The 14,993-nt window shown below is 46.5% G+C and carries 14 protein-coding genes; all 14 read left to right on the forward strand.

The window, feature by feature from the left end; translation table 11 throughout:
- The first annotated feature begins 21 nt into the window (after window positions 1-21).
- The 14 genes from BP97_RS0110195 to BP97_RS35840 all read left to right on the forward strand — a co-directional run bounded on the left by BP97_RS0110195 (window position 22) and on the right by BP97_RS35840 (window position 14,988).
- A complete protein-coding gene (locus BP97_RS0110195) occupies window positions 22-969 on the forward strand; it encodes a DUF1177 domain-containing protein (protein WP_028549008.1) in 948 nt (315 codons plus the stop codon).
- A 37-nt stretch (window positions 970-1,006) separates the two neighbouring features.
- The gene (locus BP97_RS0110200) at window positions 1,007-1,678 is read left to right on the forward strand and encodes an AroM family protein (protein WP_028549009.1); all 672 of its coding nucleotides are present in this window, start codon (window positions 1,007-1,009) and stop codon (window positions 1,676-1,678) included.
- A 14-nt stretch (window positions 1,679-1,692) separates the two neighbouring features.
- Complete coding sequence (locus tag BP97_RS0110205) at window positions 1,693-2,646, forward strand: aminopeptidase (protein ID WP_028549010.1); 954 nt, start codon at window positions 1,693-1,695, stop codon at window positions 2,644-2,646.
- Between the two features lie 13 nt (window positions 2,647-2,659).
- Entirely contained in the window at window positions 2,660-3,520 is an 861-nt protein-coding gene (locus BP97_RS0110210) for an NADPH-dependent oxidoreductase (protein WP_028549011.1), read from the forward strand.
- A 499-nt stretch (window positions 3,521-4,019) separates the two neighbouring features.
- Window positions 4,020-4,931 carry a restriction endonuclease gene (locus tag BP97_RS0110215; RefSeq protein WP_028549012.1) on the forward strand — a complete coding sequence of 304 codons (912 nt, stop codon included), beginning with the start codon at window positions 4,020-4,022 and terminating at the stop codon, window positions 4,929-4,931.
- A 308-nt stretch (window positions 4,932-5,239) separates the two neighbouring features.
- Window positions 5,240-5,731 carry a hypothetical protein gene (locus tag BP97_RS0110220; protein WP_028549013.1) on the forward strand — a complete coding sequence of 164 codons (492 nt, stop codon included), beginning with the start codon at window positions 5,240-5,242 and terminating at the stop codon, window positions 5,729-5,731.
- Between the two features lie 106 nt (window positions 5,732-5,837).
- Window positions 5,838-7,445, forward strand: a complete 1,608-nt coding sequence (locus tag BP97_RS0110225) for a hypothetical protein (protein WP_231506265.1) — start codon at window positions 5,838-5,840, stop codon at window positions 7,443-7,445.
- 213 nt (window positions 7,446-7,658) lie between these two features.
- Window positions 7,659-8,195 carry a hypothetical protein gene (locus BP97_RS35830; protein WP_051620487.1) on the forward strand — a complete coding sequence of 179 codons (537 nt, stop codon included), beginning with the start codon at window positions 7,659-7,661 and terminating at the stop codon, window positions 8,193-8,195.
- Between the two features lies 1 nt (window position 8,196).
- Window positions 8,197-9,759 carry an AAA family ATPase gene (locus BP97_RS0110240; protein WP_028549015.1) on the forward strand — a complete coding sequence of 521 codons (1,563 nt, stop codon included), beginning with the start codon at window positions 8,197-8,199 and terminating at the stop codon, window positions 9,757-9,759.
- 435 nt (window positions 9,760-10,194) lie between these two features.
- Window positions 10,195-10,923: a GntR family transcriptional regulator gene (locus BP97_RS0110250; RefSeq protein WP_036745689.1), complete on the forward strand. Its 729-nt coding sequence runs from the start codon at window positions 10,195-10,197 to the stop codon at window positions 10,921-10,923.
- A 125-nt stretch (window positions 10,924-11,048) separates the two neighbouring features.
- The gene (locus BP97_RS35835) at window positions 11,049-12,254 is read left to right on the forward strand and encodes an extracellular solute-binding protein (protein ID WP_051620488.1); all 1,206 of its coding nucleotides are present in this window, start codon (window positions 11,049-11,051) and stop codon (window positions 12,252-12,254) included.
- On the forward strand, window positions 12,241-13,083 hold the full coding sequence (locus BP97_RS0110260) for an ABC transporter permease (RefSeq protein WP_081824008.1): 843 nt from the start codon (window positions 12,241-12,243) through the stop codon (window positions 13,081-13,083). Before BP97_RS35835 ends, BP97_RS0110260 begins: the two co-directional genes overlap by 14 nt.
- Window positions 13,080-13,940: an ABC transporter permease gene (locus BP97_RS0110265; protein ID WP_051620489.1), complete on the forward strand. Its 861-nt coding sequence runs from the start codon at window positions 13,080-13,082 to the stop codon at window positions 13,938-13,940. Before BP97_RS0110260 ends, BP97_RS0110265 begins: the two co-directional genes overlap by 4 nt.
- A gap of 1 nt (window position 13,941) precedes the next feature.
- Complete coding sequence (locus tag BP97_RS35840) at window positions 13,942-14,988, forward strand: ABC transporter ATP-binding protein (protein WP_036745691.1); 1,047 nt, start codon at window positions 13,942-13,944, stop codon at window positions 14,986-14,988.
- Window positions 14,989-14,993: the final 5 nt, after the last annotated feature.

Genomic DNA, 14,993 nt, shown 5'->3' on the forward strand with positions numbered 1-14,993 from the left:
AGAAGATAGGAGTGTAAGATTATGGCATTGAAACAAACCCTTATCACATTTGATGTAATGGATGATGGATTCGTAAACGGGGAGAAAGTCAAAGCACTGTTCAGCGGGTATCCTAATGTTGCGGTGACCGTTAACAAAGTTACTGGGCAAAAAGGCAGCACGGATTTTATTAAAATCGTCATTCCAGGGACGAACGGAAAGCTCAAAGGCGGCAATGCGCCAACCTTCGGTATTATCGGTCGTCTCGGCGGCATCGGCGCGCGCCCGAGCCGGATCGGACTTGTCTCCGATGCAGACGGAGCTATTGCTGCCGTTGCTTCTGCCCTCAAGCTGGCGGATATGCAGACAAAGGGCGACGCTTTGAAAGGTGATGTCATCGTCTGCACCCACATTTGTCCTGATGCACCGACGCTTCCGCACGATCCAGTCGATTTTATGGATTCACCGGTCGATATTTTAACGATGAACCAGCATGAGGTCACTCCTGAAATGGAAGCCATTCTCTCCATTGATACGACCAAAGGCAACCGGGTCATCAACCATAAAGGCATTGCCATTTCCCCGACGGTGAAGGAAGGCTACATTCTTCGCATCAGCGACGACTTGGTGCGGATTATGGAGATGGCAACAGGGCAGTTCGCCGTCACGTTCCCAATCACGACGCAGGATATTACACCTTATGGAAATGGTTTGTACCATCTCAATTCCATCCTTCAGCCTTGCGTAGCGACTGATGTTCCGGTTGTCGGGGTTGCCGTTACCGCGCAATCAGCTGTACCGGGCTGCGGCACGGGCGCAAGCCATGAAACCGATGTTGCGACCGCCGTACGCTTTTCGGTCGAGGTTGCCAAAGAATTTACGAACGGTACCTGCCAATTTTATGACAAGGAAGAGTTCGATCGGATCACCAAGCTTTACGGCTCCATGAAAGTATTGCAAACCGGCGGAGAAAACGGCCCCCGGGGATAAAGGGATGTCATGTCCTATTCGAGTGGAGGGGTTCTGAATGGTACGATTAGGTATGATTACAATCGGTCAAGCGCCGCGTGATGACGTGGCGCCGATCGTGCAAAAATATTTGGAGGACCGTGCAGAGCTTGTGCAGTCCGGCGTGCTGGATGGGCTCTCCAGACCATATATCGAAGAGCATTTACATCCGGAAGAAGGCGACTATGTACTGACTTCCCGTCTGACGACCGGCGAATCGGTGGTCATGGCAAGGCAAAAAATGCAACCGATCCTCCAAAGCAAGATCAATGAACTGGAAGCGCAAGGCATCAAGCAAATTTTGTTGCTGTGCACGGGTGTATTCCCGGGGCTTAGCACCAACACTTCTTATTTGATCGAGCCCGACCAAATCATACCGCCTGCGATCAAAGCTATGGTCGGCTCCCGCAGGCTGGGGGTTCTGGTGCCGTTGGCAGAGCAAATAGATTCGCTTCGCTCTAAGTACGAGCCTCACGGACTCGATCCTGTCTTTGCCGTTGCTTCGCCATATAAGAATGATGAGGTCAATTTTCACAAAGCAGCTCAGGAGCTGAAGGAAAAAGTGGATCTTGTGCTGCTGGACTGCATGGGGTATACGGAGCAGGCCAGGAAGCTGATGGCTGAGGCTACTGGGCTTCCCGTTGTGCTGTCCAATGCAGTTATGGCCAAGCTCGTATCCGAGATGATCTAACGGAGGTACCGATAATGAATCCACAGCTTACCGAAATCAGCAAAAATGTACTTATTAATTGTTTAGGTCTGCAGGAAAAGGAATCGTTTCTCATTGTAACCGACGATGTTAAAAAGGAACTGGCGGAAGCGGTCTACGAAGCGGGTAAGCAGCTCGGGGCAGAAGCGATGATGGTTGTTATGAAGGAACGGTTGAAATCCGGCGAGGAACCGCCAGCGGCGATATCCATAGCGATGGAGAATGCCGATGTCGTGCTGTGCATAACCCAGCATTCGCTCACACACACTCAAGCCCGCAAAAATGCAGCGAAGGCAGGAGCGAGGCTTGCGACGATGCCTGGCATTACTGAGGATATGTTCCTGGAAGGCGCGATTGCCGCGGACTACTCCCAGGTCAAGCAATTGACCAACGAGGTCACGGAGCTATTGACGAAGGGCAGCCGGGTAAGGATTGAGAAGGACGGTTATGCTTTGTCCTTTTCTATTGCGGAGCGACAAGGCATTCCTAGCACGGGTGTATATGTCAATCCGGGTGAATCTGGAAATCTGCCTTCCGGCGAAGCGTACATCGCTCCTGTCGAAGGTAGCGGATCAGGGCAAATCCAGATTGACGGCTCAATCGCCGGCATCGGCAAATTAAGCTCCCCTGTACTGCTGACGGTTGAACAGGGACGAATTGTTCAGGCCGAAGGCCAGGAAGCGGAACCATTGCTTCGTATACTGGGCGATGGAGATGGCAGGCAGCTCGGGGAGTTCGGGATCGGGACCAACAACAAGGCGAGAATTACCGGCGTGGTGCTTGAGGACGAGAAGGTCTACGGAACGATCCATGTCGCTTTCGGCAGCAACAATACCTTTGGAGGAACGATATCGGCTGGTGTCCATATTGACGGCGTAGTTACGAAGCCGAACGTTTTTATTGATGATGTATTGATCATGGATCAGGGGAAGTTCATCGCTACTCCTTGAGAGGAGATTGACAATGGGGAGCCGTATTGTGCGGAGCAGGCTGGAGCTTGAAGGCATTGAGCTGCCAGAAGGGCTGTTGAATCCGACGCTCGAGATTATTGCAGGACACGAATCGGTGAGGGGCTTTCAGGAAAAGCCTCTCTCGGATGAAGCGTTGAAGGCGATTCTTACGGCTGCGCGAAGCGCACCGACCTCATCAAATCTTCAGGCGTACAGTATTATTGTTATCACGGCAAAAGAGAGCAAAGACAGGATGGCGGAGCTTTCCGGCAACCAGGGCTTTATCCGGGAAGCGCCTGTATTTCTTGTATTTTGTGCGGATATTTACCGCTTGAAGTATATAACCGAAAAGCAGGGCCACCGTTTCGGTGGCGAATCGCTTGAAATGTTTTTGCTTGCTTCCGTCGATGCGGCGATTGCGCTTCAAAACGCACTGGTTGCCGCTGAGTCTCTGGGTCTGGTAACGGTTCCCGTCGGCTCGGTTCGAAACAACCCCGTGGCGATGGCCGAGTATTTGGAGCTGCCGCCGGGCGTGTTTGCGCTGGCAGGGTTAAGCATTGGATACGAAAAAGAAGGCGTACGTCGAGGTGTCAAGCCCCGACTTCCTGAGAAGGTTACGGTCCATGAGGAGAAGTATTCGACCCGTTTGTTGGATGAGGGATTATCGGAATATGACCAAACGATGATCGACCGGCGTACGTATGACGGTCGCAGGGTCTCCATAGCGGGAGAGCCGGAGCGTGAAGGCATCGATTACGGATGGTGTGAGCACTCGGCAAGACGATGCAGCCGGCCTGAAACGATTGCCGTCTCGGCAAGCTTGCGGAAAAATCTGAAAACGGTGTTGGAACAGCTCGGATTTTCCATTAGGTAAAGTGAATAGTAGAAGGCTGAACGAATGCATAAGAAGCTATAGTAGTTAGAGTTGCACAAAATCCACAACCGGATGAGTTGTGGATTTTTTTGAGTTCAGCATGTGTGCATGTTGATGGCCGGTTGAAGAAGGCAGCCCTCCTACGATTCTACCTATCTTGAAATCGATAGAATAAGATATAATATAGAGAAATGATGTTCACAGCCATACTAGGGGTGCGACCATGATTTTACGTACCAAACTTCATATATCGCAATCGAGATGCTAGAGCAAGAATGCTTGCAGGCCAGCATAAGACGCTATTAAATTTTTATTTAAGTTTATTTCTGTGATGAGGGTCCGTTCCTGTTAGTGAGAATGTAGACAACAATGATAGACCAGTAGGAACTGAGTTCTGGGGTTGTACGAAGTATTCAAGGGAGACAGACAAAATCCTATGATTTACTGAACTTCGAGTTAGGCACTACAGTTTCTCCATATCACTTTAGGGGCGATTATCTTGAGTATACCTGATTTTCAAACCATTATGCTTCCCTTTTTAAAGCAAGTAAGTAATCTTCAAGAGCACAGACACAGGGATACCATCGATGAATTGGCAAAACAGTTTCAACTTACTGGTGAAGAACTTGATGAAAAACTACCGAGCGGTCGTCAGTCTGTTTTCGACAACCGTGTTGGTTGGGCGCGTACTTATATGATGAAAGCGGGGTTGCTTGAATACACTCGCCGAGGTTACTGTAAAATCACTCAACAAGGTTTGGATGTCCTAAAAGGAAATCCTAGTTTCATTAATGTGTCCTATCTACGTCAGTTTCCAGAGTTTAATGATTTTCATAATGCTAAGCCGAACGACGATCAAAAGTCACATGAACAACCTAATATTCCAGAGCAACGTACACCAGGAGAGAACCTAGAATATAGCTATCTGGTTTTGCGTAAAGAGCTTGCTTACGACCTCTTACTGCGGTTAAAAGCGGGAAGTCCCCAATTCTTCGAGAAGGCAGTTGTAGAATTGCTTGTTAAAATGGGATATGGAGGATCTATTTCAGACGCTGGGAAAGCCGTAGGTAAAAGTGGAGACGGGGGCATTGATGGAATCATTAAAGAAGATCGTTTAGGACTGGACGTTATATACATACAAGCAAAGCGCTGGGAAAGTGTAGTAGGACGCCCAGAGATTCAAAAGTTTGTTGGTGCATTGCAGGGCCATAAGGCACGTAAAGGTGTGTTTATAACAACATCTGATTTTACAAAAGAAGCGCGGGATTATGTTACTTACATTGATAACAAAGTTGTATTAATAGATGGAGATCAGCTTACTCAGCTTATGATTGATTACAATCTTGGGGTATCAACGGTAGCGGTATACGAAGAGAAGAGGATAGATCAGGACTACTTCTCGGAAGAGTAACCAAAAAAGGGGGGGACAGTATAGATATCGTGCAATCATCGAGATTTCTAACCCCCCTTGTCACCATAAACTACACAAAAGCATCGACCTTCCGGGTCGGTGCTTTCTGCTTTTTTAACATCTAGTCACGAAAAAAAACGAAGGGGCTTCATATTAGATTACTAGGTACATAGTAATAATATAACAATATTTCCAGTGTTAAAAGGACTTATTTATGATATGTCGAATTTGATAGTATGAATAGAAATAAGCTAAATAAAGGTAAATTCAAGTCGATATTAGTCGGCAACTAAGGGAAAGGTGGTTCAATGAGGAAACCCATTATTAATGCCTCCCAAAAAGTAGATTTGCAGCTAAAAACAGATACAGTTACGAGAACAACAGTCGAATTAACCGGACTCGCTCTTGAGAAGCGACTTAAGCAGAAACGTTCACAAGCATTTGTGGAATCGATGGTTAAGCTGGATGCGATGGGGGCAATTTGCGACCACTCCAAGGTTCAGGAATTAATTCAATCGATCCATAACGAATTTGGGGAACTTAAACCACATCAATTTTTAATTGGTATTGTAGCTGAATGTTTTTTGGGATCCCCGTATGAGGTTCATACTCTCGATTTGAGACAAGAGATCGTTCAGCATTATAAAGTTGGGGAACCGTTGCCTTCGGGTATGGAAAAGGCAAGAGAGCTTGCAAAGCATCCAAGCTATGCCTATATAGAAGTATACACGGACCACATTGGCGCAGTTTCTTCTACAGGGTATGTAGCATTTTCAAGGGGGGCTACATATGTCCAATGAACGTATTATACACACCGCGGATTTGCGGAGCATTGAATCAAGCTTAGGCAATTTACGAGGCGAAATCCAGCACATATCGGGACAAGTGCAATCGGTTGGTCAGTATGTGGAAGCCGTTGGTCAGGAAGTATTGGATGTGCAACAAAGAGTAGATGCTTTGGCTAAGGATTTCCATGAGTTCGTCAAAAAAGATCAGATGGCTAAAGAATTGCAACTTGCCGAGACGCGAGTAGTGAAGATTCGACAGGAAATCGATATTAAATATGGGCATTATGAAGAAGTTCGAAGACGGGTAACCGGAATATTGCAAGCAGTTGATATAAGCCTCGTTAAGAAAGAAACAATTGAAAATACAACGGAAGAGCATATGTTAGCTGCTCCGAGATACTGGCTGGCTCCTTGTTTAATTGCATTAGCAGCTTGGTTGAATGATAACAGGGAACTGGCTGATAGGGCTATGATGGAAGCTCTGCGGCGTGATGACGAGAAAACATCTCTCTTTTTCGCATTGGTGACGAGAAGGGGGACACGCTACAAAGCGAGCCGGGAATGGTTGGACAGGTATTTTGGACTTCAGGATCCTCATCAATTAGAACGGGAAATGATAGTCTTAATTGATGGATTTACAAATGGTATTTTTGGACCTGAGGCTCGAGCAAAATGCGGTAAGCATATTAATGAATGGATTGAAGAGCTTTCGCAAAAGGTCGGATTTGTCGAAGAGCAGCAAGAGCAGTGGAAGGTCGCTCTAGAAGCCAAGGCTAAAAGATTGAACGATGAAGTATATCCTTATTTGAGGCAGTACAGTAGTACCTGGCCTGAACTCGAAACATCATTGCAAGGGGCTAAACTTCACCTTGTAATTCACAATTATTTTAAGGATATTTTCAGTAAAGAGATTACACCTGCAAAAAGTATAGCAGTTGCCGTAGATGCACTACTGGATACATTGGTATCTAAATTTGACGATGAAGAACTCCCATTACGCAAAGATGAACGACTGCAGTCATTAATTATCGAGGAAAACGGAGATCGGAACACGGCGCAGCAACGCTTTAATGCGGAGAAAACGCTTGAACATAGAGTGAGTTTTACTCAATTATTGACGAATTTTGCAATGCATCCTGATGTATCGCAAGCATCGATTGCAACGCAGAAGTTTTCCATAGCTCTATCCAAAGATTGGATACGTCAGGCTCATGACGATTTGACTTTGAATAACCGGGCCGCAGTTCCTAAAAAAATTGATCTGCAGATTGAAGAGTGGACGGGTTCTACGATTAATGGAGATAACGAACAGGAGCTTGTCGAGTCATTAACTAATCATATTCATGACCGAAGAGATAAAGATTTGGCCCAAGTGCGCCTGATGCTTAAACATTGGGTAGGACTAGCAGCGGGAATTATATTTGTTTTCATGGGGTTTGGGGTACCCTTCTTATTTGTGTTTGCGTTAATTGGTATTTTGTATTTCTTTGTATCTAAGAGGAATTTGGCTAAAACCAAAGAAAAAATGAAGCAGGATTATGACAAGCTTTTGCAAAGCTGTAAGGACATTTTGCGGGCTGTTTTGTCGGATGTAGTTGACTGGCGCAAGGAATATGAAGCAGAGGACTTAAATGCAGTGAAAGTAAGTGAGCTTCTGGATGAAATTACTCCGGAACAATATACGTTTTCCGGTCTAGATAATGCTAGAGCTGTTATCAATAATTAAGTGAGGTAGAAGGCCCATGGGTAACACTAATGAATCCAACCCTATGATTGTACAGCGTAATAGAACCACGGATGATTCAAAACGGCAGGAGGGGAAAGTAACCCCCGAAATAATTCAGCGGGTAAATACTAATGATGCTTTAGCAAGTCAATTCCCTGAATGGGATTTGACACCTCCTGGCCAGTTGATAAGAAGAAGGAGTAGTAAATTACTATGAGCGACCCTCGAACATACGCTGATTGGGTACGGTGCTTTGATGAATTAAAATCAGGTGATAACGATGAAGAGATGCTGAATCGAATGGAGCAGGGGAGCATAGAATGGACAGCTGGCATAGCTGAAAAGATGACTCAGCGGCTTTACGAAGTACTGGAGTTCAGATTGAAGCATGCCTCGCAGCAGATGAATCTCGAGTTCTCAAGAGTTCGTGAGCCTAACATTGACGTGGTGAGGGCTCTAATGAATGCTAGAAAACGATTTGCCATAATGAAGCGGTTGGTAGTTATTCCTGCTTTTCCCGAACAGGTGCGAAGCACCTTGACGGACGTTTTGTCCAACTATGTGAAAGATACGCAAGCAGCACTGGAAGACAGCGCTAAGGATGATCGTTCAGGGCATTTGCGGATGCTGATCAAAAATAATTCGCTGCTTGGCTATAATCAGATTGAGCTGTCAATGGAAGATAGAGCACCAGCTGCTAATCCTGGAATGCAGGGTGCAAATCAAAAGAGAAGAAAGGTAATATTCTAATATGAGTGATGCAAAAAGCTGTTTGGAAACGTTGGAAAGATACTTAAAGGCACGGATCCCTTTTATATCGGTTCGAACGCCGGAACGTGCTAGAGCTCTGGAAATACTCGGGCGAATAGCGCACAAACTGAGCATTCCTATATTTTATCATACCATTTCGCAAGGTACGCGAGACATTAGCTCTAATCGACTAGTGAACGATGATCGCTCTGTAATGGGTGGGTTGGATTTTGCCAGTCAAAAAATAGGGCAACAGCAAAATTTATCCTTTATATTTACAGAAGTTCAGGACATAGAAGATGATACAGCGACTGCTAGGCAGTTCCAAGACGTAGTGATGCTTGCTATCGAGACAGGTGGCAGTGTTATTGCTATAACTAATAAACCGGTATGGGGACCATTGCAAAGACATGGGATGTCAATAACTCTTGATCCTCCTAATGAGGATGAAATGCTCCAAATTATACAAGACCAAATTTCGCCCTATCGCAGTGAAATTACTATTGAATGGGGTATTGAAGAAGAAAAAAAAGCAGCAGCCATACTGTCAGGCATTAGCCAGATTGAAGGAGAGAACGTGATAGCTACTCTTCTAGCAAATGGATCAATCCGGAATGATGATTTGAAAGAGCTAACATACGCCAAAGATCGAATATTCTCAGATATATCAGGGATAGAGCGAGTTCAGGTACGTGAGGATTATCAGGTAGGTGGATTGGAAGGGCTTAAGCTGTGGCTTGAAGCCAACGAAAAACTGCTAACCGCTGATCTAAGAGACCGGGGAATTAGACCTCCACGTGGTATTTTGCTTGTGGGCGTGCCCGGTTGCGGGAAGTCTTTATCCGCCAAAGCTATTGCCGCGGCATGGAATTTGCCGTTATATCGACTCGATCTATCCACCATTCAAGGTCAGTACTTAGGCCAAAGTGAGTCTAGGTTAAAAGAAGCGCTGTCTACCGCTGATCATGTAGCTCCTTGCGTGCTATGGATTGATGAAATCGAGAAGGGCTTGGCAGGGGCCTTAGGAAGTGGTGACGGAGGCACATCGACAAGAATGGTCGGTCAATTCCTATTCTGGCTTCAAGAGAGCCTAGCTCGTGTGTTTGTCGTAGCAACGGCCAATGATGTGTCAAAATTACCGCCGGAATTGCTCCGTCGAGGACGGTTTGACGAATTGTTCTTCGTTGATTTACCTACTCCAAAGGAACGGGAAGAGATCATTCGTATCTACGTAAAGAAAGGCATGAGGATGGATTTAGAGGTAACACTGATGGAGCGACTTGTACGGTTATCCGAAGGGTTCGCTGGAGCAGACTTGGAAGCTGCAGTACGCGATGTAGTCAAGCAAGCAGTCGTCAGAGGCGATGAAACAATAACGGATGAGACGTTTATCCGATTTTTTGAGAATGTGGTTCCTTTATCACAGACGAGTCCAGAGCAGATCGATCAAATTCGGGCTTGGGGACGTGAGCGTGCGGTACCTGCAGGTAAGTCATTTGAAGAATCTTCTATTGAAACTGATGATTTTCCAAAAAGAAGAGGCTTTAGAAACGTACTTGTTTAGTAAAATACTGAAAATTCATTTTACAGTTGGTCTTCACAAAAATACCAAAAGCACTGACCATTCGGTCAGTGTCTTTTTTCATTATGGGGTTGAAAGGGGAGGCGACCCAGAACATGCTAAATATAGTTTACCAACAGGTTATTCACATTATAAACAGTCTGAAAATCCTTAATGTGCATAACTTCTTACAAGGATATGAACATATCCACAGCAATAGTTATTCACAAAGCAATCAAGGACAAAAGGCCAATAGTCCTCATGCGTTTCACTATCATCTATCTCGTCTTATTTGAGTGTGTAGGGGCATAGATTATGCTGGCTACTAATACAATAATTTATTATTAAGTCTGTCCACATACTCTTTTACACTAATAAGGGACTCTGATACGATAGAAGCGAGAACAGATCCTTATACAAAGATAGGATGAAACCAACATGACGAATAAGGCGAAAGTCAGCCATTATATAAAAATCAAGGAATACTTGGACGAATTAATGACGGGTGGAGAGCTCAAGGTAGGGGACCGTTTGCCTACAGAAATTGAGCTGGCCCAACAATTTCAAGTGAGCCGGGAAACCGTACGAGCTGCGATGAAGCAGCTGGAGCAGGAAGGAAAGCTGGACGTTAGAAAAGGCGTCGGACGCTTTGTAATACGGCCTTTAAGCTCCATTCCGAGCAGCATCGACCGTTTCATGTCCACGGAAGAAATTATTCGTTCCGCCGGACTAGTGGAAGGGCAACTAGAACAGTTCATCCGGACAGAGCCTTGCCGAGAGGAATGGGCGCAGTTTTTGAAAATTCCACTGGGTAGTCCTGTGATCATTAATGAGCGGACGCGAACCGCTAATGAAGAGCCGGTGGCCCATAATATTAATATTATGCCTCTGGCCTTAGTCGAGCATGCTTTTCAAAACAAGACGCTTACCGGATCCTTGCTTCGATTTCTTGAAGCCGAGTGCGGCATCCGACTGACAGGCACAAGCACCGAGCTGATCGTTCCGCATCACACCGATCCCATCTGCCGCAAGCTGCAAGTGAAGCGGGATTCGACGGTGCTCATGATGAAGCAAATCCATTTTGATCAGCAGCACATGCCTGTGTTATTTTCGTATGACTATTTTCGAAATGATGTGTTTCAGTTCTGGGTGAACCGGCGAAGGTAAGCGAATTCAGCTAAGTCTAGCTTAATAATTTCTTCTTATATCAATGACATACTGTTAACAAAACCCATCTATAATAGGGATAAAGATGTCTAGACAACGCATCTAATTCGAAAAGGGTGGGGAATATGAAGAAATTCATGAACGTGCTTTGTGCTCTAACGGTAACGACGGTTGTATCGGCTGGATGCGCAACGAATACTACTGCACCAAATGCACCTACTTCCACTAGCGGAACGAACGGAAACGGAGCTGCTGCGGAAGCACCCAAGAAATACGAACTTAATCTCATCACAGCTGGTGACACGAACATGACCGATCTTCAAGAAAAGAGCGTAGTTCTCAGCTTCCAAAAGCAGTATCCAGGCGCTCAAGTTCGCGTGGTCAATTCAGGTGCCGGAGATGGCGGAACACAAAAAATATTTGAAAAATTAAAAGCGCAAAAAGATGCAGGCAAGAAGGAATGGGATATCGATCTTGCCATTGTGCATCAAAGCGGTATGCAGCAGCTTATTGATAACGATCTTTTGGACAAATGGGTTCCCCAATCTGCCAACAAGCAGTACGTCGTTTCCTCTGACAGCAAAAATAGCTTGGGCACCAACGTGGAAGGCTATGTTATTCCTCTGTTCCACAGTCAGGTTGCCTTTGCTTACAACCCCGATAAAGTGAAGAAATTCCCTGCAAATTTTGAAGAATTAACAGCATGGATCAAAGCGAATCCGAAGCGTTTCGGATATAACGGAATCCAGAATGGTGCAAGCGGTGTCGCCTTTGCCACTGCCTATACATACTGGAAATCCGGCGATTATAAAAAGATGAGCGAGGGTCCGTTTGATGCGACACTTGAGCAAAAATGGCCGGCGATTCTGAAAGAGCTCAAAGCACTGCCTGTGACCTACACGAATGGGAACAATGGTACCCTCGATATGCTGAACCGCGGCGAGATCGACATGGGACCCGTATGGGTTGATATGTTTAACTTATGGGTGGATGAAGGCCGCATGAATCCTAATTTTGGACTGAAAATCCTCGACCCAGGTATGCCTGGTCAACCGATGTACGTAGTCATTCCTAAGAATGCCAAAAATAAAGAAGCAGCCTTAAAATATGCCGATCTGCTAACCTCCCCGGAAACCCAAGCCAAAGTCATCGTGGAGAAAAACAGCTGGTATCCAGGTATTGACGCAACAGTCGTACTTCCGAAGGTAAGTGAAGAGGGCAAGAAAAAGTTATTTAAAGATATTACGGCAGAGGACCTAAACAAACGAGGGCAGTCTTTCCCGATTAATACTTATTTTGATCATCTAAAAACAGCCTATGAGAAAAACTAGTACACCCTCCATCGTCTTTTGGCACAAGCTGGGCGGAGTGGGGCTTGTTACTCCTGCTGTTGCCGTTGTCGCGCTGCTCTTCGTGTATCCGTTCACGCTCTCCTTTATCTCCAGCCTGCGTTCGCAGGAAGGGGCGTGGACGGTTGTTAATTACGTAGAAGCGATTTCATTGTATGGCGGAGACGTGGTATTTACACTTTGGGTTTGCTTGGCGAGTCTTGCCATACTTACTGTATTTACCGTAACGATTGGCGGGTTTCTGCGACTTGGTGCGTACCCGTTGCTGGAGTTTATATTCAAAATCCCGTTGTTTGTGCCGTTCGTCGTTGCAGGGCATGCGATGCGGGTATTTCTGGCGCCGCACGGCACGCTCAATTCGGCCATTGCCATCACAGGTTGGTTTAACCCGGATGCACTCCCATCCTTTGCGTTCACTACGCTCGGTCTCATCGCCGCTTTGGTTTGGAAAAATCTCGGTTTAGCGCTCCTCTTGGTGCTTGGGGGCTTTCGATCTGTGAATGAAGGCATGCTGGAAGCCGCACGAGGAATGGGAGCAGGCAAGTTAAGGTTGATCTGGCATTTTCTCGTGCCCATGAACAAGAGCAGTATCGGGGTCATGGCGGTACTGACCTTCACCTCCATGCTGGGCTGCTTCTCCATCCCTGCGATGCTGGGTAATGCTGGTGGTCAGCAAATGCTGATGATGGATTTATACCATCAAAGTGTCTATCAGCATAATTACGGCTTAGCGAATGCGATTGGCGTTATTACCTACATTGCGTCTATGGGTGCTGCCATTTACTACTTAAAGGGGTTGGCGAAAAAATGAATAAAGCCATTTCGGCAGCTGCTTCCACCGGCTCTCTGGGGCTGAATGAGAGAAGAGCGCCCATCGCCCGCATGACCCGCCGCCTGCTGATTTATGCGGTATCGATTTTTTTCATTTTTGGTCCGCTTTCCAGCCTTATTCTATGGTCGGTAGCGGAAAAATGGTTCTGGCCTCATCCTTTCCCGAACGCTTGGGGCTTCAAATATTGGACTCAAGTATTTGAAGGGAAGATGCTCTCTTCTCTCGGATTAAGCTTCGTTATTGCTATTACAGTTACGCTGATTTGTCTGGTACTCACTGTTCCGTTATCTTATCTCATTGCCCGCAATCGGCTTCCGTTAAAGCATTTGATCCTGCTGCTGTTTTTGCTGCCTCAAGCATTTCCTCAGCTGCCGGTATTCACGAATGCGATGACCCTCATGTATCGCTTTGACCTCGTAGGCACGTTGACGGGGCTGACTCTAATCCATTTGGTTGGAGCCATTGTATTCTCTGTATGGACTTTGGTATCCGTATTCCAATCTGTCGCAGAATCGATGGAAGAGGCCTCGTATATGCTGGGCGGCGGCAAGGTGTACACCTTTTTTCATGTGGTACTGCCTATGGCTGCTCCGGGAATCATTGCGAGCTCTTTATTAGTGTTTTTGTACTCGCTGGACGAATTTACGGGAAGCCTGCTGATTGGGGCACCTTTTCATATTACGATGCCGGTCTTTATGTACAATGCAGCGAACGGCTACGAGATGCAGGTCGCATCGGTAACGTCCGTGCTGCTAATGATACCGGGAATCGTGCTGCTGTTCTTCCTGCAGCGGTTTATGCGTTCAGAATATTTGGCTGCTTTCGGGAGGGTATAAGATGGGTATTACCATTCAAGGCTTGAATAAGCGCTACGGCAAAAAGAGAGGGATTACGGACATCAATCTACAGCTGCCTGTGGGTGGGCTCACGGCCATTGTAGGGCCGAGCGGATGTGGTAAAACAACGCTTCTAAGGACGCTGGCAGGATTTTTAACGGCAGATGAGGGCCATATCTTGTTCGGCAACCGGAATGTGACCCACACATCACCCCAGCAGCGGAAGGCAGCAATGGTATTCCAGCACTATGCTCTCTGGCCGCATATGACTGTGTTCGACAACGTGGCTTATGGTCTTAAGCTGCAAAAGGTTTCCAAGCAGGAACGTGAAACCCGTGTGCGCGATGTGCTGGAGAGGGTGGAGATCGATACATCGGACGTGACCACCCGGTATCCGCAGCAATATTCCGGCGGACAGCAGCAGCGCATAGCGCTGGCCCGCGCTCTAGTTGTACAGCCTGAGGTGCTGTTGCTCGATGAGCCGTTATCTAACCTGGATGCAAAAGTGCGCCAGAGACTTCGGGTCGGCATTCGCGATATTCAGCAATCTTTTGGTATTACGGCTGTCTATGTTACTCATGATCAGGAAGAGGCTTTATCGATGGCGGATTATGTGATTGTGATGAATGAAGGCCGGGTAGAGCAAGCAGGAACACCGGAAGAGATTTATCGGCAGCCTTCCACTTATTTCACGGCCCATTTTCTCGGGGAAAGTCATACGCTCTCCCTTTATCGCGAGGGTACGCTGCAAAGACTCGTTATTCGTTCGGGTGACTCCAAGATAGAGCCGATCAATGAAGCGGGACAGAGTGAGCAGAAGGATCGGCGAGCAAATCAGGTTGACGCCGGTAAGCAGCAGGTTCAAGAAAAAGATGGGCATTTCGTACTGAAAGGTACAATTCGCAATCACTTATTTATGGGGTCGTATTACCGTTATATGGTGGAAATCGAAGGCCAACCCATATTTGTTGACGATGATGAGCTTCTAGCAACAGGTCCTTGTGTCGTGAAGATACCTCAAGCCAGAGCCTATTGGTTCCCTGTATAACTGAC

The organism is Paenibacillus sp. UNC451MF (assembly GCF_000686845.1).
Classification (GTDB): Bacteria; Bacillota; Bacilli; order Paenibacillales; family NBRC-103111; genus Paenibacillus_S.